This window comes from Listeria sp. ILCC796 (genome assembly GCF_900186175.1).
GTDB classification, from domain to species: Bacteria; Bacillota; Bacilli; order Lactobacillales; family Listeriaceae; genus Listeria; species Listeria goaensis.
Genome location: NZ_FYBV01000004.1, coordinates 122947 through 141209, shown reverse-complemented (window position 1 = coordinate 141209; position 18263 = coordinate 122947). Strand labels below are relative to the sequence as shown.

Genomic DNA, 18263 nt, shown 5'->3' with positions numbered 1-18263 from the left:
CACGGGATTAAAACACCGTTAAAAGACAAAGTTTTCAAAAAATAACTTTGACGCGTTTGCCTGAATCACTTATACTTAAAATAACAAAAGAGGGCTTCATGGAAATACAACTAAAGTCAATTAAGCATACACTATACTTTCGACTTCTTTTCATCCTTGTATTACTTAGTCCGTGGATTTTCGGCTTCAGTCAGAAGCAAGGCCAGCTAGCCATTCTATTCATGGCCAGTGTTTATTGCGCTTCAAAAGCTTTAAAAAGTCTAATTTTAAACCCTGATGAAATTAATGATGAAAGTGCGGCAAAACAAAAAATCTCTACGTTAGAATTTATTATCTATACCGCTTTCATCATCTATATTTTCATCTTATTTTGTACTAAATTTTTAACAATTTAAAGTATAAATCCAGCAATACTGCCATTTACGAAAATGGGGTTACTGGATTTATACTTATTTTTTGTCGCTGTCTGGCCGCTTCTTTATCGCGGTAAATGATTCATGAAATTTTTATAAGCAAAACCTTCCACGTCTTCTTCGGAAAAATGTTGCCGTAATACTTCGATAAAATCTTGATATTGCCCAGCATGTTCAAGTCCTTTTACATGCGAAGGAATCCCATCAAAATCCGAACCAAATCCAATATTGCGAATGCCGCCTAGTTCAGCAATGTGCTCAATATGGCGCACGATATCTTCCATTTCTGCAGTGCCGCTATTCGTTGTGAAAAGCGGGTGGAAAACTACGTGAATCATCGCATCGTGCGCAATCATCGCTTTCAATTGGTCATCATCTAAATTACGAACATGTGAACAAATTGCTTTTGCGTTTGAATGGCTCGCAATTGGGAATTCCGAAGCGTCCATTGCATCCCAAAAACTTTTGACGCTTAAATGCGAAACGTCCGTAAAAACTTTTCGTTCATTTAAACGCCGAATGATTCCCTTCCCAAATTGCGTGAGCCCCGCCCCACGCGGTTCAAGAATACCATCTGCCGCTAAATTCGCATTGTTCCATGTTAGTCCCACCGAAAGCACACCGTTATCTAGCACTTGCTCCAAGCGATCTAAATCCTGACCAATCGGCTCCACCCCTTCTAATGTTAATGCCGCCGCAATTTTCCCATCAGGCAAAGTTTCCAAATCCGTCCATTTTTTGAGCGGCTTTATTATGCCGTCACGATGCAAAACGTGTTGCTTGAAAATATTTCCTTGCTCCACCGTTTTTTTCCACTTTTGCTCAACAGGCACTTCCGGATCTAAAAAAATGGCAAATCCCTGCAAAAAAATATCTCCCGCAAGCAGGCGCTCAAAATTCACATCCAGCTCCGCATCGTCCTGAAACGTCATGCGCCCCTTGGCTTTTTGCAATTTATAAAGAACATCACAGTGCATATCAACAATTTTCATGATTAAAATCCTCCCTCTAAAATAGCGCTTGTCCCTCGAGACTCAAAAGTTTCTGTACCGTGCTTTGATGCCACTTCCGCCCAATAACCCGCTTACTAACTAAATATTTGCCTTCCTCAAGCTTCCCATCTTCCGTGAGCGCTTGAATTTTCAGTTCATAAACAAGCGTTTTTTTACGCATTTCAATTTTATGTAACTGGGACTTCTCTAGAAAATGCATTTCTGCTTCACCTAATTTAAATTGAAAGGTGAACATGCCAACGTTTGTAAAAGCCAAGATAAGTGTATGACGTGTTCGCATTGTTGGACCAGCATACATGAAATGTATCTCGGAAATCGAAAGCGCGTTTTCTTTCGCGTAGCTAAAAAGCTCATTTTCAAGCCTATCTTTCAAACCCATTTAATCACCTTTTTTCATTAATAGTTCCATTATAAACGGGATTTTTAAAGAAGGGTAGGAAAATCTTCATTTTACTATCGAACAAGTTATAATTTGCTTTAAAAGCAATGTTTTCAGCTGTTCATTTTCGTCATACAATTCCACGATTTCTTCCCGCATATCAATAAAACTTGGAAAAAGCGCTAAGTCAACATGCTTCAACCGGATGCAAACCGCCTTTTTCAAATTCATTGCATTTAATAAAGTAAAGATGATTTCATTTTTCATCATTTTCTCCTGTTCAAATAAACTATACATATCGTCGCCACCTATTCAACTTCTTAATAACCATTATACGAACATTTGTTCTTTTTTAAAATAGGTCGAATGGACGAAACAAAGGACTAGAGTATATTCCAGTCCCGTGTTAATTGATTATTCGTTCAGTTTTCCAAAGGAGGTAAAGTCAATTAATCTTTCTATATTCGTCACAATCTTAGCGAGTTTCTTTTGCGTGTTTGTATCATAAGTTATCTGTATCAAAATAAGCAAGTAATTGGACGCATGTTTTGTCTTTCATTGCTCAGACAGAAGCTATTTTTAGGTCAGCATTAAAAAAAGTTGCTGGATTTTCATGTCGCACTATTATGAAAATAGAATGTAAAAGTTTAAAACAAAAAGAGCCAAAACAGCTATACAACGCCATTTCAACTCTTCTTTAGAGCGCCCTCGGAGGGAATCGAACCCCCATTTTAAGAACCGGAATCTCACGTGCTATCCTTTGCACCACGAGGGCAAATAAATTTACCGTACGAATAGTAATTATAGCGGAAGCAGTGTACTTTGACAAGTTTTTAATCAAAAGAAAATGTTTTAAGAGTCTTTCATTTGACCTAATTTGACCAATATTGTATGATGTAATCAGTGAATGGGCGATATGCCCATCTTAAATTTTAGGCTTATAGGAGGAATCTTGATATGAATTTAATCCCTACAGTAATTGAACAAACAAGCCGCGGGGAACGTGCTTACGACATTTATTCCCGCCTTTTAAAAGACCGTATTATTATGCTTGGTTCTGCGATTGATGACAATGTTGCGAACTCGATTGTTTCGCAGCTACTTTTCTTGGACGCCCAAGACCCTGAGAAAGATATTTTCCTATACATTAATTCGCCAGGTGGTAGCATTTCTGCCGGAATGGCGATTTATGACACAATGAATTTCGTAAAATCCGATGTTCAAACAATTGGTATGGGAATGGCTGCTTCGATGGGATCGTTTTTACTAGCTGCAGGAGCTGATGGCAAACGTTTTGCGCTTCCTAATACGGAAATCATGATTCACCAACCTCTTGGCGGAGCCCAAGGACAAGCTACTGAAATCGAAATCGCAGCACGCCACATCTTGAAAATCAAGGATCGCATGAATCGTATTTTATCCGAAAAAACGGGTCAAACGCTTGAAGTTATTGCGCGCGACACTGACCGTGACAATTTCATGGACGCGGAACAAGCGAAAGAATACGGCTTGATTGATGATATTGTTGTGAATAAGAATAATTTGAAATAATGAAACGAAAAAATCCGAACTCAGACGAGTTCGGATTTTTTGTTTTACCACCCGCGACTATACTGTCTCGGACCATCGATTGTTTCTCCAAGTTCAATGGCTGCTTCGCGTGCAAAATACGGGTTGCGTAGTAATTCGCGGCCGATGATGATTAAATCCGCGCGGTCATTGCACAAAATTTCTTCTGCCTGTGTGGCGTTTGTGATAAGACCTAGAGCGCCTGTTGCAATTCCAGCATCACGGCGAATCAATTCGGCAAATGGCACTTGGTAGCCGGGATAGCTAGACGGTGCTACGGGCACTAGGCCACCACTTGATACGTCTACTAAATCGACGCCGTCTGCTTTCATCCATTTTGCAAAAGGCACGTAATCTTCTGGTTTTAAACCACCGTGCGCATAGTCTGAGGCTGAAACGCGTACAATGACCGGGCCGTCCCAAACTTCGCGCACCGCTTTTATAATTTCACTAACAATGCGGTAGCGGTTACCCGCAGGGCCACCGTATGCATCTTCACGGCGATTTGTAATTGGCGATAGGAATTGATGTAGCAAATATCCATGTGCTGCATGCAATTCGATGACGTCGAATCCGGCTTCTGCCGCACGATAAGCCGCACGTTTAAAGTCTTCCACCACTTCTTTTATTTGCTCTAAAGTTAGCGCGTTCGGTTCGCTGTATTTCTCACTAAATGCGATAGCAGACGGCGCAACAATTTTCCCAGGAAGTTCAGCTTTTCTACCCGCATGAGCAAGTTGAATTCCTGCTTTTGCTCCGTGATCATGAATTCCGTCTGTAATCCGCTTGAGCGCTGGGATTTGCTCGTCGCACCAGAGGCCTAAATCCTTTGTGGAAATGCGGCCGATTTCTTGAACAGCAGTCGCTTCCAAAATCACGAGTCCCGTTCCACCAGCGGCGCGGCTCATATAGTGTGTAAGGTGAAAATCGGTTGCAATGCCGTCTTCTTTATCGACCGAGTACATGCACATCGGCGACATCACAAGGCGGTTCTTTAAGGTAACATCTTGTAATTTGTAACTGGAAAATAATTTCGACATCAACATTCGCATCCTTTATTTTATACTTTGAACATTTAAACCTATTTGTGAAGGGGTTTCCCCGTTTTTCAGGCGTTCGGCAATTTGGTCGATTTTTCGCAAACGATGATTAATGCCTGATTTTGAAATGGCGCCATTTGAAAGCATTTCACCGAGTTCTTTTAGCGAAACGTCTTCATGCGTGATGCGCAGTTCTGCAATTTCACGCAAGCGCTCTGGTAACGCTTCTAAACCAACTTCAGCGCGGATAAATTTAATGTTTTCGATTTGTCTAACTGCCGCATTGATTGTTTTATTGAGATTTGCTGTTTCACAGTTAACAAGGCGATTGACGGAATTTCGCATGTCGCGCATAATCCGGACGTCTTCAAAGTGAAGCAGCGCTTGTGTTGCACCAATAATACTCAAAAATTCCGTGATTTTCTCGGCTTCTTTTAAATACGTAATGAAACCATTTTTCCGCTCGAGCGTCCGCGCATTTAAGTCAAATGAATTAAGCAACGCGCATACCGCCTCATTATGTTCCTCATAAACCGAGAAAATTTCAAGATGATAGGACGATGTTTCCGGATTGTTCACTGAGCCACTTGCTAGAAAAGCCCCTCGCAAATAAGCACGTTTTGCATTCCGTTTTTTTACAAATGCCCTATCAATCGACTTCGTAAACGTAAAATTATCTTGCAAAATATATAAATCTTCAAGAATTTCCTTCGTTTTCGCCTTCAGCCTAACAATATACACATTATTTTTCTTCAACTTCATTTTTTTTCTGACTAAAAGCTCAATCGGGACGTCGTATAAACGCTTTAAGAGTTGATACATCCGTCTAGCAGTGGCTGCGTTCTCCGTTTGAACGTCCGTCACCATCAAACCATTTGAAAATGACATCGCACCGTTCATTCGAATGAAGGCGGCAAGTTCGGCTTTCGCCTCATCTTCTGTCACTTCCATATTCGTCAGTTCTTTTTTTGTTTCCGAGGCAAACGACACAACATTCACTCCTTTTCATCATTGGGAAGCATGCTTAAAAGAGCTTGCGCCACTTTTTCACCATCATGCCGGACAAGGCGATTTTCTGTTGAAAGAAAATCATGATACACTTCTTCAACGCCAATTTTTTTAAGCGCTGCGTCACTATGCGTCACTTGTCGAACATCGTCCGGAAATAGCAATTCTACCGGAACTTTTTCAGTATTAATTAACATTTTCGTAATAAATGGCGTTCCCACATGCTCGTGAATCGCCTGAATATGGTCCGCATCACTAAAATAATCCGTCTCACCAATTTGAGTTAAAATATTCGTGATGTAAACTTTCTCTGCTTTTGATGCCACAATAGCCTCTGCTAATCCTTTAACGAGTAAGTTTGGCATGATGCTCGTATAAAGGCTGCCTGGGCCGATAACAATTAGGTCTGCGTCTTGTACTGCAGCTACGGCCGTTTCAAGCGGCGCCACATCTTCTGGGTCAATAAACACCCGTTTAATTTGCTTTCCTTGTAAAGGAATAATCGATTCTCCGGTTACAATTTCCCCGTCTTCCATCTCTGCTTTTAAAACAAGCGGGTGGTCGGTTACGGGAATGACTTTGCCGCGAATGCGCATGACTTTGGAAAGAACATCAATGGCATCTACATAGTTTGCGTTTAGTTCAGAAAGCGCCGTTAAAATGAGGTTGCCTACGACATGACCCGATAAATCACCGTCCACTTTGAAGCGATACTGAAAAAGGTCAACGAGGCGCTGATCAGCGTTTGATAAAGCAACCATGACATTGCGAATATCACCGGGTGGAAGCACGTTCATTTGCTGCCGAATTTTCCCCGAGCTACCGCCATCATCAGCAACTGTGACGAGCGCAGTTAAATCAACATTTTTATTTTTTAAGCCTTTTAAAATGACGGGAATGCCAGTGCCACCGCCGATAACTACAATCTTCGGTTTCCTTGCTTTTTCCATGCTACTTTTCCTTTCTGCGTTTCATATCTCGGTGTGAAATCGTCGTTTCGTATTTACTTTGCAACGCTTTTCCAATGTATTCAGAAAGTGCAACAGAACGGTGTTGCCCGCCCGTACAGCCAATCGCAATGACAAGTTGCGTCTTCCCTTCGCGTTTGTAATAAGGCAGCGTAAAATTGAGTAAATCAAGCGTCTTATCCAAGTAAGTTTGCGTTTCTGGCCATTTCATCACGTAATCATAAACATCTTTGTCAAGTCCTGTTAAAGGACGCATCTTATCAATATAATGCGGATTCGGCAAGAACCGTACATCAAACACAAGATCCGCGTCAATCGGCAAGCCGTACTTAAATCCGAAAGACATCACTTGCACATTGAAAACATCTTTATCCTCTGCTCTAAACTCTTGATTGATTCGTTCTCTAAGCTCGCGCGGCTTCATATTCGATGTGTTGATGACAAGTTGCGAGCGACCTTTCAAATCACTTAATAAATCGCGTTCCGCTTTAATACCTTCTAAAACGGAGCCATTTGGTTCAAGTGGGTGGTGCCGTCTTGTTTCTTTATAGCGCGAAACTAAAACCCCATCATCTGCTTCTAAAAAGAGAATTTTAGTCGTAATAAAAGAAGTGTTATCGAGTTCATCTAGCGCTTGCTCAATGGAGTCGAAAAAGTCACGTCCGCGTAAATCCATAACAAGTGCAATTTTATTCATTTTGCCGGATTCCTTCATAAGCTCCCAAAACTTAGGTAACAAAGTCGGCGGTAAATTGTCGACACAGAAATAACCAAGATCCTCTAAAGACTGCATGGCAACCGTTTTACCTGCCCCGCTCATTCCAGTAATAATAACTAATTGCAATTGATTCGTTGCCAAAAGCACTCATCCTTCCATCGTTCACTATATCTATTATTCTACCATAATCACCACTATAATGATGCAAAAAGAGGCTTCGCATCTGCGAAAACCCCTTCTATTTTAATGCTCAACAAGCTCTAAGAGTGCATCTCGAACTTTCTCGAGTTTTTTCTGGCTAGCCGCTTCAGTTGCCCCTTTTATACTAAAGTAGAACTTGATTTTTGGCTCTGTTCCAGATGGTCGTAAGCAGAACCATGAACCGTCAGTCAAGTAAAATTTAAGCACATCCGCGCGCGGAAGCAAGATAGGCGCGGATTCGCCAGACGCAATAAAATTCGTTTCACTGCGCAAGTAATCCTCCACACGCTCGATTTTCTCGCCACCCATACCAGTCGGCAATTTCTCGCGGAAGCTCGTCATAATTTCTTTAATCCGCTCCGATCCGTCTTTTCCGCTAAGCGTAAGCGACACAAGATCCTCTTTATAAAAGCCAAACTGGGAGAAAATATTGTCCAATTCTTCGGAAAGCGTGAATCCACGCTCTTTAGCATCCAGTGCCACTTCTGAAATCGCAAGCACCGCCTGGATAGCATCTTTATCACGCGTGAATGACTTCACCATATAGCCATTACTTTCTTCATAGCCAAATAAAAATGTATTGGAACCTGTTTCTTCAAAACGCTTAATTTGTTCGGCGATAAATTTAAAGCCTGTTAGAACTTCAATCATTTCCGCCCCGTAAAATTCAGCGATTTCGCGACCAAGGTCACTTGTTACGATGGATTTCAAGACGGCCGCGTTAGCTGGCAACTCGCCTTGGTTTTTCTTTTGTTTTAGCAAGTAGTTTAAAATGAGGGCGCCGATTTGGTTACCTGAAAGCACGTTGTATTCGCCGTTTTTCGTGCGAACAGCCACGCCTAGACGGTCCGCATCAGGATCCGTTCCAACTAAAATATCCCCATCGTATTTTTCACCGTATTCAATCGCCAGTAGGAAAGCTTCACGGTTTTCTGGATTTGGTGATTTTACCGTTTTAAAATCCGGATCGTTTTCAAATTGCTCCGTCACCCGAATGATGTTTGTGAATCCAACACTTTCAAGGGCAGGCACGCCTAGAATGCCACCCGTCCCGTGAAGCGGCGTGAAGACAATCTTCAACGTGTCACCTTTTTCTTTTACAAGCGCTTTATTCACCGTAACCTCTTTTAATTTTTCCAAATACGGCACGTCCACTTTGTCGCTGATAACTTCAAGCAACCCGCTCGCTTTGAGCTCGCTCGTATCGCGAATTTCCACCGCAAAAATGTCCTCAACCGAATCAATATATTCCGTCACCGCGTCCGCTCCTGCTGGTGGCATTTGCCCGCCGTCCTCGCCGTAAACCTTGTATCCGTTATATTCTGGTGGATTGTGGCTCGCCGTAATGACAATCCCGCTGAAGCAGTTTAAATCGCGAACCGCGAAAGAAAGTTCCGGCGTCGGGCGAAGCGATTCAAACACGTAACTTTTTATCCCGTGGGCGCCTAAAACCGAAGCGCTCTCGTACGCGAATTCTTGTGACATGTGACGAGGGTCATAGGCAATGACTACACCGCGTTTTTTCGCCGCATCCCCATTTTCTGCTACAAATTTTGCAAGTCCGTAAGACGCCTTACGAATCGTATAAATGTTCATGCGATTAGTGCCCGCACCAAGAACACCTCGCATTCCAGCAGTTCCAAATTCCATATTTTTATAAAAACTATCTTCAAGTGTCTTTTCATCACCGCTCAAGCCATCAAGCTGTTTACGTAAATCAGCATCTAGTTGCGCATTGTTTAACCATTTCTCATATTCTGTATTCCAATTCATCGTTCATAGGCTCCTCTCACAAATACCTTCTGTTATATTTTATCAGTTTCAAGCTTTATTTACAAAAAAGCGAAAAGTCGTTTTGGAATAAAAAGGCTTTTCAGGGCGCAGCACGCTATCACCAAAATGCGGGTGGTGAATCGCATCTGGTAAAATTTGCGTTTCAAACGTAATACCTGAAAAAGGCCGAATTGTTTCGCCAAAAACTTTGTAATCGCCAAACAACGTATTTCCTGTATAAATGACAACGGCTGGCGCGTCCGTCTGAACAGCCACCCCGCGACCAGTTTCAGCATCCATTAAAACGGCATCTGGTTGCCCCGCTTCATGTTCCAAAACGAAGCCATGATCGAGGCCACCGCTCGCAAAATCGATTTGCGGGTCACCTTTTGAAATGGCGTCTTGAATTCGTTTTTTCGCAGTAAAATCAAACGCGGTTCCTGTAGTCGCTCTAATTTCTCCAGTTGGAACTAAATCGGCGTCCACACATGCAAATGCGTGACTTCGCACAAAAAGCTCATTCTCGAAAACCGCCTTTTTAACATCCCCCGAAAGGTTAAAATATGTATGATTCGTCGGGTTGAACAGCGTCGGCTGGTCGGTCTTCGCCTCGTATTCAATCACCCATGCATCGTCATCCGTCAGCGTATAGCGCATCACCACATCGACTTCACCGGGATAGCCGTTTTCAAAGGCAGGGCTCTTGTAGGAAAAAATAAGCGAATTTTGTACTTCTTCCACTTGGAAAATCGCCTTACTGAAATTCGGACGGCCTCCGTGCAGCTGGTGGTTCCCATTATTTTTCACAACGTCATATTGTTTACCGTCAAGCACAAAAGTGCCGTTTCGAATCCGCCCCGCAACACGACCAACAAAAGCCCCAAAATAAGGCGAATGCGCCAAATAGTCAGCTAAATTGTCAAACCCTAAACTAATATTTTGAAACTCGCCAAAACGGTCTTCCGTTACAATACGCGTCACAATCCCACCGTAATTTAAAGCCGAAAATTCCGTGCCACGATTATTTTTAAGTGTGTACTCATAAATTGGTACTCCATCGATTTCACCAAAAATTCGTTTCAATTTGTCCCTCCTTCGTCGTCAAACATACAAACTGACGACAATTCAAGTCGCCAGTTCAAACGCTATTTTATTCTACATACCCGTTCGGATGGCCCAAATGCCATTTCCACGCGGTTCCAATGATTTCCTCCATATCCGTATGTTTCGGCGTCCAGCCAAGAACTTGACGAGCCTTCTCACTCGAAGCAATAAGTGTACTAGGGTCACCAGCTCGGCGCGGCCCAATTGCAGCCGGAATTTCCTTACCTGTCACACGTCTCGCCACATCAAGCATTTCCTTCACAGAAAAGCCGTTGCTACTGCCCAAGTTGAAAATATTGCTCACGCCGCCATTTTTCAAATACTCCAGCGCCAAAATATGCGCATCAACCAAATCCACCACATGTACGTAATCGCGCACACATGTGCCATCTTCCGTCTGATAATCGTCACCATAAATTGATAATTCCGCACGCTGCCCTAAAGCCACCTGCAAAATAATCGGAACTAAATGTGACTCGGGATTGTGGTCTTCACCTATCGAGCCATCTTCTTTCGCTCCAGCAACGTTAAAATACCTTAGCGATACGTAACGTAACTCGTGAGCCAAGTCACACCAGTGCATCATTTTCTCCATAATAAGCTTTGAATCTCCGTAAGTGCTCTCAGGATTCGTTGGCATGTCCTCTGTAATCGGTACACGCTCTGGCTCGCCGTATGTCGCCGCTGAAGACGAGAAAACGATATGCCGAACGCCAAATTCCTCCATCACTTCAAGCAAAACTTGCGTCCCGTAAACATTATTATTTAAATAAACGAGTGGAATTTGCATCGATTCCCCAACAAGCGAGTTCGCCGCAAAATGGATTACACCCTCAATTTTTTCTTTTTTAAAGACACTTTGTAAAAAAACTTTGTCCCGAATATCACCTTTATAAAAAGTCGCCTGACGATTCAAAGACGCCTGATGCCCCGTCTGCAAATTATCAACAACAACGACATCATACCCTTTCGCTAGCAACCCATCTACCGCGTGAGAGCCAATATATCCAGCCCCACCTAACACTAAAATACTCATCTCGTCGACCTCCTTACGCCGCTTCTTCTTGTACCATTTTACAACAGTTCCAAGCAATCGTCACCCCTAAATAAAAAACCCCCTCAAAAAAAGGGGACCCCGCATCATTCCATCACGGTCGAAATTTCCCGGTACCGCGCTTCATTTTCACATTGCGGCAACGTTTTAACTAACAGATCATGATTTTCAAAAACAATCTCATCAAATTCCGCATTCGATAAATAAAAAGCGCTCATATGCGAGAAATAAACGAATTGCAACATATTTTCATATTCCGGTACGTCTTTTATCTTCAAAACTTTCCGCACAAAGAAGTTTACAAGCGCGTCGCCCGTCTTCACATACCAGGGAATACGAATAAGATTGACATCGAATTCTTGATGCGCCTCAGCCCATTGTTCCGTCGCCTCATTCTGCACCGTAAAAGCGACCTCTTTTCCGCCCGCAGCCTTAACCTTAGTCACATCGATAGTAACAACAGCAATTTTTTTCATTAAAACGACATCCTTTCGTTCTTTAAAAAAAGATTTTACATAAAATTTTTAGTTCATTTATTTTTTATCACTAGAAATAAATTCAAATATTTTTACAAGTAAGTACAGCCAAAAAATAAAAATTAATGTCCTAGATATAATATACCCATCCACGCCCAATTAAATAGTAGCACATTCCAGAGAATAAAACCCACACTAAAAGTACTAATTTTCAAACTATTTAAGGAAGTTGCAAGAAAAAAAGACTGCCTACAATTGGCAGTCTCAGCTTGTAGAAAAACTCTAAACTTTAAGCCAAACAAAACGTACCACGCACAATCAGACTGATGACAAATGGTGAGATTCTAGGCAAAGCCGAGTACCGCACCGGAGCGTACTTGAGTACGTGAGGAGCGGAACGGAGGCTTTAACGACGAAGATTGCTGTTTGTCATCAGTCTGAGACTGCCTACAATTGGCAGTCTTTTAACCTTATTCACTCACCGCTTCAAGCGATTCTTTTAATTCTTCTACAAATTTTTGTGCGTTTTGTCCAGCTAGGCCGCCGTCACCAGTTGCCGTTACAATTTGGCGTAAGCTTTTTGCGCGAACATCTCCAGCAGCGAAAATGCCCGGAATACTCGTTTCCATTTCTTCGTTCGTACGAATGTAACCTTCATCGTCGGTAATGCCGAGGTCGTTGAACGCGCTTGTTAGCGGGACAAGGCCGACATAAATGAATACGCCATCAGCTTCTAAATCATGTTTAGAGCCATCTTTTGTGGACACTAAACGTACGCCAGTTACTTTTTTGTCGTCGCCAACAATTTCTTCCACTGTGGAATCCCACACAAAATCCACTTTTTCATTTTTAAACGCGCGATCTTGCAGAATTTGTTGTGCGCGCAATTTGTCACGGCGATGCACGATGGTCACTTTATCTGCATAACGCGTCAAGTAAGTGCCTTCTTCAACTGCCGAATCGCCGCCGCCAACAACGACTAAATCACGATTTTTGAAAAACGCTCCGTCACAAACCGCACAATACGATACGCCGCGGCCGCTTAACTCGTCTTCGCCCGTTACACCAAGTTTACGATGTTCGGCACCAGTCGCAATAATGACCGCACGCGCTTTATAGCTTTTCGAACCAGCCGTCACCAGTTTATATGCTTTAAAATCTTCAATCCCTTTAATGTCACCATACGCATATTCCGCGCCAAATTGCTTCGCGCCTGCAAACATTTTATCCGATAAATCTGGACCTAAAATGCTATCAAAACCCGGGTAGTTTTCCACATCCGCCGTGTTCACCATTTGCCCACCAGGCACGCCACGTTCTATCATTAATGTATCTAAATCAGCACGGGAAGTATAAAGCGCTGCCGTCATGCCAGCAGGCCCAGCTCCGATGATAATTACATCATAAATTTTTTCTTCACTTACCATTTTACATCCTCCTAAGGTCGCTCTTTAAAGTCTACACCTAGCTTAATACGAAACAGTAAGTTCGTCTATATATATGCTCACACTACTTGAATAAATCAATATCTTGTATTTTTTGGTCTAAAGCCGCTTGTTTAATTTGCGCTGGACTGCCAAAACGGGTGACGAAGCTCGATAAAACAGCTTTCTTCTCGTACTCAGGTAAGAGGATTTGTTTTTCAGTAATCTGCCAAACCGTTTTTACAACTTGCATATAAAGCGCTAAGTTTTCATCCGAAAGAGGTAGGCTTTTGCGTCTTAGTTCTTCGAAAAGTTCTACCATATAGCGACTATTTTGCTCGGGAATGCCTTCTGCGAGAAAGACAAATTGCGTGAAAACGAGGTGCTCCTCGTACGTCCAATTCGTCATTTCAAACAGCGGGTGAAAAAGCACAAGTTCCGCGCGCGCAGGTGAAATTGAGAGCGCATAAACGCCTAGATAGTGCAGCGTACGCTCTTTCGATGCCAGAAGTTGCAAAACGTTTGGTACATGCGCCGCAAAATCATTTGCCGCTTCATCAAACGGAAAATCTTCTTTTTCATATACGTCACAGTTTAAAAATTGCGCCCACATTTCATGCGCAAATTCAATATTACCTAAATAAAAAGCGGTTTTTGCCCGGTAATAATAAAACTTCGGTCGTTCGGTTACCTCTAAATCAACAATATCGCCCAGAAAATCGTCCGCCGTCTTATACGCCCCCATCATAGCATGTACGTAGCCTAACCGTTCCCGGTGATGCGTCAAAATAGGCACAATTTTCGTAAGCTCCGCGTAAAGTTGCTGAACTTCTTCTTCATTCGCCTTGAAGTAATGATACATAAACAAATCAATGCGCCCTAACAAATTGCCGCTTGACCGTTCTAGTAAATCGTACAAAACTTTAAGTCCTTCCTCCTCGCGAAGCTGCTCAAAATAAAGTGCCGCCAGTTGGTTGTAAGCCGGCCAAAAGTTCGGTTTCTCATCAATAACTCGCTCTAAAACGCGACAAGCCGAAACACTATCTTCCTCCGCCAAATAGCGGTTGATTTCCTTTTTATATTCATAAAATTCCTGTTCCACTTTAATAAATTTATTTTCAAGATTTTGCCCGATTGGCGTTTCTTCAAGTAAAACGTCCATTAAATCGTTCGCCTCTTCCACATATTCGCCTTCTGGATCCTCCGCCACATACCGCTTAGCGTACTGAAGCGCCCGTTTAAAGTCCTTCAAATAAGCAAAATTGTTCGCAATAAAGTAATAACAATAATACATATTTCCATCCAAATTTTCTAAAACGTAACGCAAAAGTTGATTCGACTTATGAAATTGCCCAATTTCCGTATAACAAATCGCCAGCTGACAAATGATGACCGGCTCAAAAGGCTCTAAATCACGCGCGCGCTCCAAATAGCCTATCGCTTCCGTCATCTTCTCCTCGCGAAAAGCCACAATACCTCGTTCAAAATAAAATTGTCCGTTTGGGAGAAAGTGAATCACTTTCGGTTCCCGAAACCGTTTTTCTGCCATTATTTCTCCCCTCCATTTCGTTTATTTAGTATATCATAGTTCGCGTTTCCGTCAATACAGCAAAAAATCCCATTCTCGCTTAAGAATCGGATTTTTCTCTAATCACAATCGGATTACCAAATGCCACGCTACCCGCTGGAATATCTTTCGAAACGACTGCACCGGCGCCAATCACAGCGCGGTCGCCGATTTGGACGCCCGGTAAAATAATGACGCCCGCACCAATCATGACATTATCGCCAATCGAAACAGCGCCCACGCGGTATTCATGCACTAAATATTCGTGGGTCAAAATCGTCGTTTGATAGCCAATAACTGAATTTTTACCAATCGTAATCTTTTCTGGGAAAAATAAATCAAAGGTCACTTTAAACGCAATTGCCGTTTTGTCGCCAACCTTCATGCCTAACAGTTTGCGATACAAATTGCGTTTGCCACCCATCCACGGGAAGTAGCGCGCAAATTCGATAACCACAGTATTTTTAAAGGTGCGCCAAAACGGAACCGTCTTGTAAACGTGGTTGAGCGGGTTTTCGTTCGCAACTTTCGGCTCGTAACGCTTGTAGTTTCGCATATCAGGCCTCGGTACGGACAATCTCAAGTAAATCGCCCATCGTTTTTAACATGTAGTCTGGCTCAAATTGCGTCAAGTAATCCGGACCTTTAATGCACCATGAAACAGCCGCCGTCTTCGTACCCGCGTTTTTCCCCGCGTGAATATCGTGGAAATTATCGCCAACCATAATCGCCTCGTCTGCCTCTGAACTTAGCAGCGCAAGCGCCATTTCAATTCCTTCCGGGTCAGGTTTCGCCACTTTCACTTGGTCGAGCCCGATGACGACCTGAAAATATTTATCGAGGCCAGTGAGTTTCAGACCTTTCATGATGACATCGTACATTTTCGTGGAAACGACCGCAAGCTTGTAATCTTCCTCATAAAGCGCGCGAATTGCCTCGTAAACACCGTCATACTCTAAGATGAGATCGTCATGGTGCGCAATATTAAACTCGCGATAATACGCAATCATTTCGTCCACTCGTTCTGGCGCTAAGCTCGCAAAAGTTTCCGTAAGCGGCGGACCGATAAATTGCAAAATTTCCTCTCTTGAAAAGCTTCTTTCTGGTAAAAATTCCGCCAAGGTTTTCTTAAACGTTTCGATGATGAGTTCATTCGTATTGATCAAGGTTCCATCCAAGTCAAAAAGCAAAGTCGTAATCTTTTTCGTCATACTTTCAACCTTTCCTTGCCGAAGCAAAGCTTATTTTTTTGGCACTTCCCCGTATTTGTCCGCTAAATAATAAGGTGGATTTAGTTTGATTCGTCTATAAATAATCATGCCCATTGACACTACAATTAAAATTACAGCCAGTACTTGTGATACTCTCATGTCGCCCCACATCAGGCTATCCGTACGCATTCCTTCAATAAAGAAACGACCAAATGAATACCAAATTACGTAACCCAAAAACAGCTCTCCGCGGCGAATCTTCGTCCGGCGTAAAACAAGGAGTACAACAAACCCAAGCACATTCCATAAACTTTCATAAAGAAAAGTGGGTTGATAATAAGCGCCGTCTATGTACATCTGATTGATGATAAAGTCTGGCAGATGCAAGCTTTCCAAGAAACTACGCGTCGTTTCCGCCCCGTGTGCCTCCTGGTTCATAAAATTTCCCCAACGTCCAATCGCTTGCGCAATCAGTAAACTTGGAGCTGCAATATCCGCTAGTTGGAAAAAGGAGATTTTCTTGATACGCGAGAATATGATAGCCGTACCTACCGCCCCAATAAGCGCCCCGTAAATTGCAATCCCACCGTGCCAAATTTTAATGATTTCGCTTGGATTATCTTTATAGAAATCCCATTGGAAAATAACGTAATAAATGCGGGCACAAATAATTGAAATCGGAATTGCCCAAATTAATAAGTCCACAAACAACTCTTTATCAAAACGGCGTTTAGTCGCCTCTCTTAGTGCCAAAAGTAGCGCTACAACCACACCTAGCGCAATAATAATGCCGTACCATTTAATGGAGAAGTTACCAAGTTGAATTGCCACCGGATCAAGCGGTGTAATTTGATTTTCCATTCCGAACCTACTTTCTTTTCTTCATTTTCACTATTCAATTTTACCTTTTCTCGCACAAAAAAGAAAGAAGCTTGACCAAATTGCCAAGCCTCCTTCGTTAATCGTTCATGCTATTTTGGCTAATCAAATTGTTTAAGTCACTTGTGAAACGTTCCGCCGCATTATATCCCATATTTTTCAAGCGGAAATTCATTGCCGCCACCTCAATGATGACAGATAAATTTCGGCCTGGGCGAACTGGAACGGTGATTTTAGGAACGTCCATATCGAAAATGCGCGTTTTTTCCTCGTCAAGTCCCACTCGGTCGTAATGTTTCGTTGGATCCCAATTTTCAAGGTGCACAACAAGCGTAATTTTCTTGCTTGACCGAACTGCCCCTGCCCCGAAGAGCGTCATCACGTTAATAATTCCGAGACCGCGAATTTCAAGCAAATGCTCAATAATTGCTGGCGAAGAGCCAATTAAGGATAGTTCATCTTCTTGGCGGATTTCAACATTATCGTCGGCAACTAACCGGTGACCGCGTTTCACCAGTTCAAGCGCAGTTTCACTTTTCCCAACGCCACTACTACCGGTAATTAAAACCCCAAGGCCATAAATATCTACAAGCACCCCGTGCATCGAAATAACTGGCGCCAATTTACTTTCCAAAAAGTTCGTTATATAAACAGAAAGACGCGTCGTTTTGAGTCTCGAACGGAGCACCGGGATTCCAGCCTCGCTAGCCGCCTGAATTAGCTCTTTCGGTGTTTCTAAATTCCTCGAAACAACAAAAGCCGGCGTTCGCTTCGTGCACATTTGCTTATAACGCTTTAACCGCTCACTAGGCTCCATTCCTTCCGAAAACGAAATTTCCGTCATGCCGAAAAGTTGCACACGATCCTCTGGATAATAAGAAAAGAAACCAGTTAATTCAAGACCTGGCCTTGATAAATCACTCGTTGAAATGGGCCGCTCTAAACCTTCTTCGCCGCAAATCAGCTGCAAGTTAAGCCGCTCCACTAACTCCTTTACCGTCACGCTTTTTGTCATGTAAGTCCCTCCACTACGGTTTTTCTTTTATTTTACCATGGATCACCAGATTCGAATAGCGCAAACAAAAAGTTATGAGCGACTGCTCATAACTTATCGCCGATTCTTATTGTCAAAAAGAACCGAATTAATAATCATATTGGCAAAAGCCATAATAGCCGCTAAAATAAGGGCTGTTCCAAAACCGTCAATATTGAAAGAACTTCCCATAAAATACGTTGTCAGTTCCAACATGAGCGCATTGACTACAAAAGTAAACAAGCCAAGCGTTAAAATATTAATCGGCAACGTCAACAGTAGCAAAATCGGTCGAATGAGCATATTCAAAATTGCTAGAATAAAGCTCGCCAGTATCGCCGTAGTAAAACCATCTACGTGAAAACTAGAAAAGAAGCCCGATAACGCTACAAACAGTACTGCATTAATTAAAACACCTATTATAAAACGCAAA

The 18263-nt window shown here is 42.6% G+C and carries 20 protein-coding genes and 1 tRNA gene; 2 read left to right on the top strand and 19 right to left on the bottom strand.

The features are described 5' to 3' along the window. The first annotated feature begins 98 nt into the window (after positions 1 to 98). Positions 99 to 395: a hypothetical protein gene (locus CFS04_RS06350; RefSeq protein ID WP_088809777.1), complete on the top strand. Its 297-nt coding sequence runs from the start codon at positions 99 to 101 to the stop codon at positions 393 to 395. Between the two features lie 83 nt (positions 396 to 478). Here CFS04_RS06350 and CFS04_RS06345 read toward each other — a convergent pair whose 3' ends face one another. The 4 genes from CFS04_RS06345 to CFS04_RS06330 all read right to left on the bottom strand — a co-directional run bounded on the left by CFS04_RS06345 (position 479) and on the right by CFS04_RS06330 (position 2580). Next, positions 479 to 1405, bottom strand: a complete 927-nt coding sequence (locus CFS04_RS06345; protein ID WP_088809776.1) for a dipeptidase — start codon at positions 1403 to 1405, stop codon at positions 479 to 481. A 16-nt stretch (positions 1406 to 1421) separates the two neighbouring features. Beyond that, on the bottom strand, positions 1422 to 1805 hold the full coding sequence (locus CFS04_RS06340) for a hypothetical protein (protein WP_088809775.1): 384 nt from the start codon (positions 1803 to 1805) through the stop codon (positions 1422 to 1424). 66 nt (positions 1806 to 1871) lie between these two features. Continuing rightward, entirely contained in the window at positions 1872 to 2102 is a 231-nt protein-coding gene (locus CFS04_RS06335; protein ID WP_088809774.1) for a hypothetical protein, read from the bottom strand. Between the two features lie 406 nt (positions 2103 to 2508). Next, positions 2509 to 2580 (bottom strand) — tRNA-Arg (locus CFS04_RS06330). 182 nt (positions 2581 to 2762) lie between these two features. On the opposite strand from CFS04_RS06330, the gene clpP reads away from it, so the two are divergent. Then, entirely contained in the window at positions 2763 to 3356 is a 594-nt protein-coding gene (clpP, locus tag CFS04_RS06325; RefSeq protein ID WP_088809773.1) for an ATP-dependent Clp endopeptidase proteolytic subunit ClpP, read from the top strand. Positions 3357 to 3400: 44 nt separating this feature from the next. On the opposite strand, the gene namA is transcribed toward clpP, so the two are convergent. The 15 genes from namA to CFS04_RS06250 form a co-directional block, all read right to left on the bottom strand. Continuing rightward, positions 3401 to 4414: an NADPH dehydrogenase NamA gene (gene namA / locus CFS04_RS06320; RefSeq protein WP_088809772.1), complete on the bottom strand. Its 1014-nt coding sequence runs from the start codon at positions 4412 to 4414 to the stop codon at positions 3401 to 3403. A 15-nt stretch (positions 4415 to 4429) separates the two neighbouring features. Then, positions 4430 to 5404 carry a DNA-binding protein WhiA gene (gene whiA / locus CFS04_RS06315; protein WP_088809771.1) on the bottom strand — a complete coding sequence of 325 codons (975 nt, stop codon included), beginning with the start codon at positions 5402 to 5404 and terminating at the stop codon, positions 4430 to 4432. A gap of 5 nt (positions 5405 to 5409) precedes the next feature. After that, positions 5410 to 6372, bottom strand: a complete 963-nt coding sequence (gene yvcK, locus CFS04_RS06310) for a YvcK family protein (RefSeq protein ID WP_088809770.1) — start codon at positions 6370 to 6372, stop codon at positions 5410 to 5412. Between the two features lies 1 nt (position 6373). Next, positions 6374 to 7249: an RNase adapter RapZ gene (rapZ, locus tag CFS04_RS06305; RefSeq protein WP_088809769.1), complete on the bottom strand. Its 876-nt coding sequence runs from the start codon at positions 7247 to 7249 to the stop codon at positions 6374 to 6376. A gap of 102 nt (positions 7250 to 7351) precedes the next feature. Then, positions 7352 to 9082, bottom strand: a complete 1731-nt coding sequence (locus CFS04_RS06300; RefSeq protein ID WP_088809768.1) for a phospho-sugar mutase — start codon at positions 9080 to 9082, stop codon at positions 7352 to 7354. A gap of 48 nt (positions 9083 to 9130) precedes the next feature. Further along, positions 9131 to 10165: an aldose epimerase family protein gene (locus tag CFS04_RS06295; protein ID WP_088809767.1), complete on the bottom strand. Its 1035-nt coding sequence runs from the start codon at positions 10163 to 10165 to the stop codon at positions 9131 to 9133. A 67-nt stretch (positions 10166 to 10232) separates the two neighbouring features. Continuing rightward, the gene (galE, locus tag CFS04_RS06290; protein ID WP_088809766.1) at positions 10233 to 11222 is read right to left on the bottom strand and encodes a UDP-glucose 4-epimerase GalE; all 990 of its coding nucleotides are present in this window, start codon (positions 11220 to 11222) and stop codon (positions 10233 to 10235) included. A 104-nt stretch (positions 11223 to 11326) separates the two neighbouring features. After that, positions 11327 to 11716: a hypothetical protein gene (locus CFS04_RS06285; protein WP_088809765.1), complete on the bottom strand. Its 390-nt coding sequence runs from the start codon at positions 11714 to 11716 to the stop codon at positions 11327 to 11329. A 470-nt stretch (positions 11717 to 12186) separates the two neighbouring features. Next, the gene (gene trxB / locus CFS04_RS06280; RefSeq protein ID WP_088809764.1) at positions 12187 to 13143 is read right to left on the bottom strand and encodes a thioredoxin-disulfide reductase; all 957 of its coding nucleotides are present in this window, start codon (positions 13141 to 13143) and stop codon (positions 12187 to 12189) included. Between the two features lie 82 nt (positions 13144 to 13225). Beyond that, positions 13226 to 14689, bottom strand: a complete 1464-nt coding sequence (locus CFS04_RS06275) for a hypothetical protein (protein WP_088809763.1) — start codon at positions 14687 to 14689, stop codon at positions 13226 to 13228. 79 nt (positions 14690 to 14768) lie between these two features. Next, on the bottom strand, positions 14769 to 15263 hold the full coding sequence (locus CFS04_RS06270; protein WP_088809762.1) for a DapH/DapD/GlmU-related protein: 495 nt from the start codon (positions 15261 to 15263) through the stop codon (positions 14769 to 14771). 1 nt (position 15264) lies between these two features. Further along, the gene (ppaX, locus tag CFS04_RS06265; RefSeq protein ID WP_088809761.1) at positions 15265 to 15918 is read right to left on the bottom strand and encodes a pyrophosphatase PpaX; all 654 of its coding nucleotides are present in this window, start codon (positions 15916 to 15918) and stop codon (positions 15265 to 15267) included. Between the two features lie 30 nt (positions 15919 to 15948). Continuing rightward, positions 15949 to 16779 carry a prolipoprotein diacylglyceryl transferase gene (gene lgt / locus CFS04_RS06260; RefSeq protein ID WP_088809760.1) on the bottom strand — a complete coding sequence of 277 codons (831 nt, stop codon included), beginning with the start codon at positions 16777 to 16779 and terminating at the stop codon, positions 15949 to 15951. Positions 16780 to 16876: 97 nt separating this feature from the next. Beyond that, positions 16877 to 17812, bottom strand: a complete 936-nt coding sequence (gene hprK, locus CFS04_RS06255; RefSeq protein ID WP_088809759.1) for an HPr(Ser) kinase/phosphatase — start codon at positions 17810 to 17812, stop codon at positions 16877 to 16879. Positions 17813 to 17905: 93 nt separating this feature from the next. Beyond that, positions 17906 to 18262: a phage holin family protein gene (locus CFS04_RS06250; protein WP_088809758.1), complete on the bottom strand. Its 357-nt coding sequence runs from the start codon at positions 18260 to 18262 to the stop codon at positions 17906 to 17908. Position 18263 lies beyond the last annotated feature (1 nt).

Excerpts from the sequence above, each read along its gene's own strand:
- namA (WP_088809772.1), bottom strand. The coding sequence starts at position 4,414 with ATGTCGAAATTATTTTCCAGTTACAAATTACAAGATGTTACCTTAAAG.
- CFS04_RS06345 (WP_088809776.1), bottom strand. The coding sequence starts at position 1,405 with ATGAAAATTGTTGATATGCACTGTGATGTTCTTTATAAATTGCAAAAA.
- galE (WP_088809766.1), bottom strand. The coding sequence starts at position 11,222 with ATGAGTATTTTAGTGTTAGGTGGGGCTGGATATATTGGCTCTCACGCG.
- hprK (WP_088809759.1), bottom strand. The coding sequence starts at position 17,812 with ATGACAAAAAGCGTGACGGTAAAGGAGTTAGTGGAGCGGCTTAACTTG.
- lgt (WP_088809760.1), bottom strand. The coding sequence starts at position 16,779 with ATGGAAAATCAAATTACACCGCTTGATCCGGTGGCAATTCAACTTGGT.
- ppaX (WP_088809761.1), bottom strand. The coding sequence starts at position 15,918 with ATGACGAAAAAGATTACGACTTTGCTTTTTGACTTGGATGGAACCTTG.
- yvcK (WP_088809770.1), bottom strand. The coding sequence starts at position 6,372 with ATGGAAAAAGCAAGGAAACCGAAGATTGTAGTTATCGGCGGTGGCACT.
- CFS04_RS06285 (WP_088809765.1), bottom strand. The coding sequence starts at position 11,716 with ATGAAAAAAATTGCTGTTGTTACTATCGATGTGACTAAGGTTAAGGCT.
- CFS04_RS06350 (WP_088809777.1), top strand. The coding sequence starts at position 99 with ATGGAAATACAACTAAAGTCAATTAAGCATACACTATACTTTCGACTT.
- clpP (WP_088809773.1), top strand. The coding sequence starts at position 2,763 with ATGAATTTAATCCCTACAGTAATTGAACAAACAAGCCGCGGGGAACGT.
- CFS04_RS06275 (WP_088809763.1), bottom strand. The coding sequence starts at position 14,689 with ATGGCAGAAAAACGGTTTCGGGAACCGAAAGTGATTCACTTTCTCCCA.
- CFS04_RS06270 (WP_088809762.1), bottom strand. The coding sequence starts at position 15,263 with ATGCGAAACTACAAGCGTTACGAGCCGAAAGTTGCGAACGAAAACCCG.
- CFS04_RS06300 (WP_088809768.1), bottom strand. The coding sequence starts at position 9,082 with ATGAATTGGAATACAGAATATGAGAAATGGTTAAACAATGCGCAACTA.
- CFS04_RS06335 (WP_088809774.1), bottom strand. The coding sequence starts at position 2,102 with ATGTATAGTTTATTTGAACAGGAGAAAATGATGAAAAATGAAATCATC.
- trxB (WP_088809764.1), bottom strand. The coding sequence starts at position 13,143 with ATGGTAAGTGAAGAAAAAATTTATGATGTAATTATCATCGGAGCTGGG.
- CFS04_RS06340 (WP_088809775.1), bottom strand. The coding sequence starts at position 1,805 with ATGGGTTTGAAAGATAGGCTTGAAAATGAGCTTTTTAGCTACGCGAAA.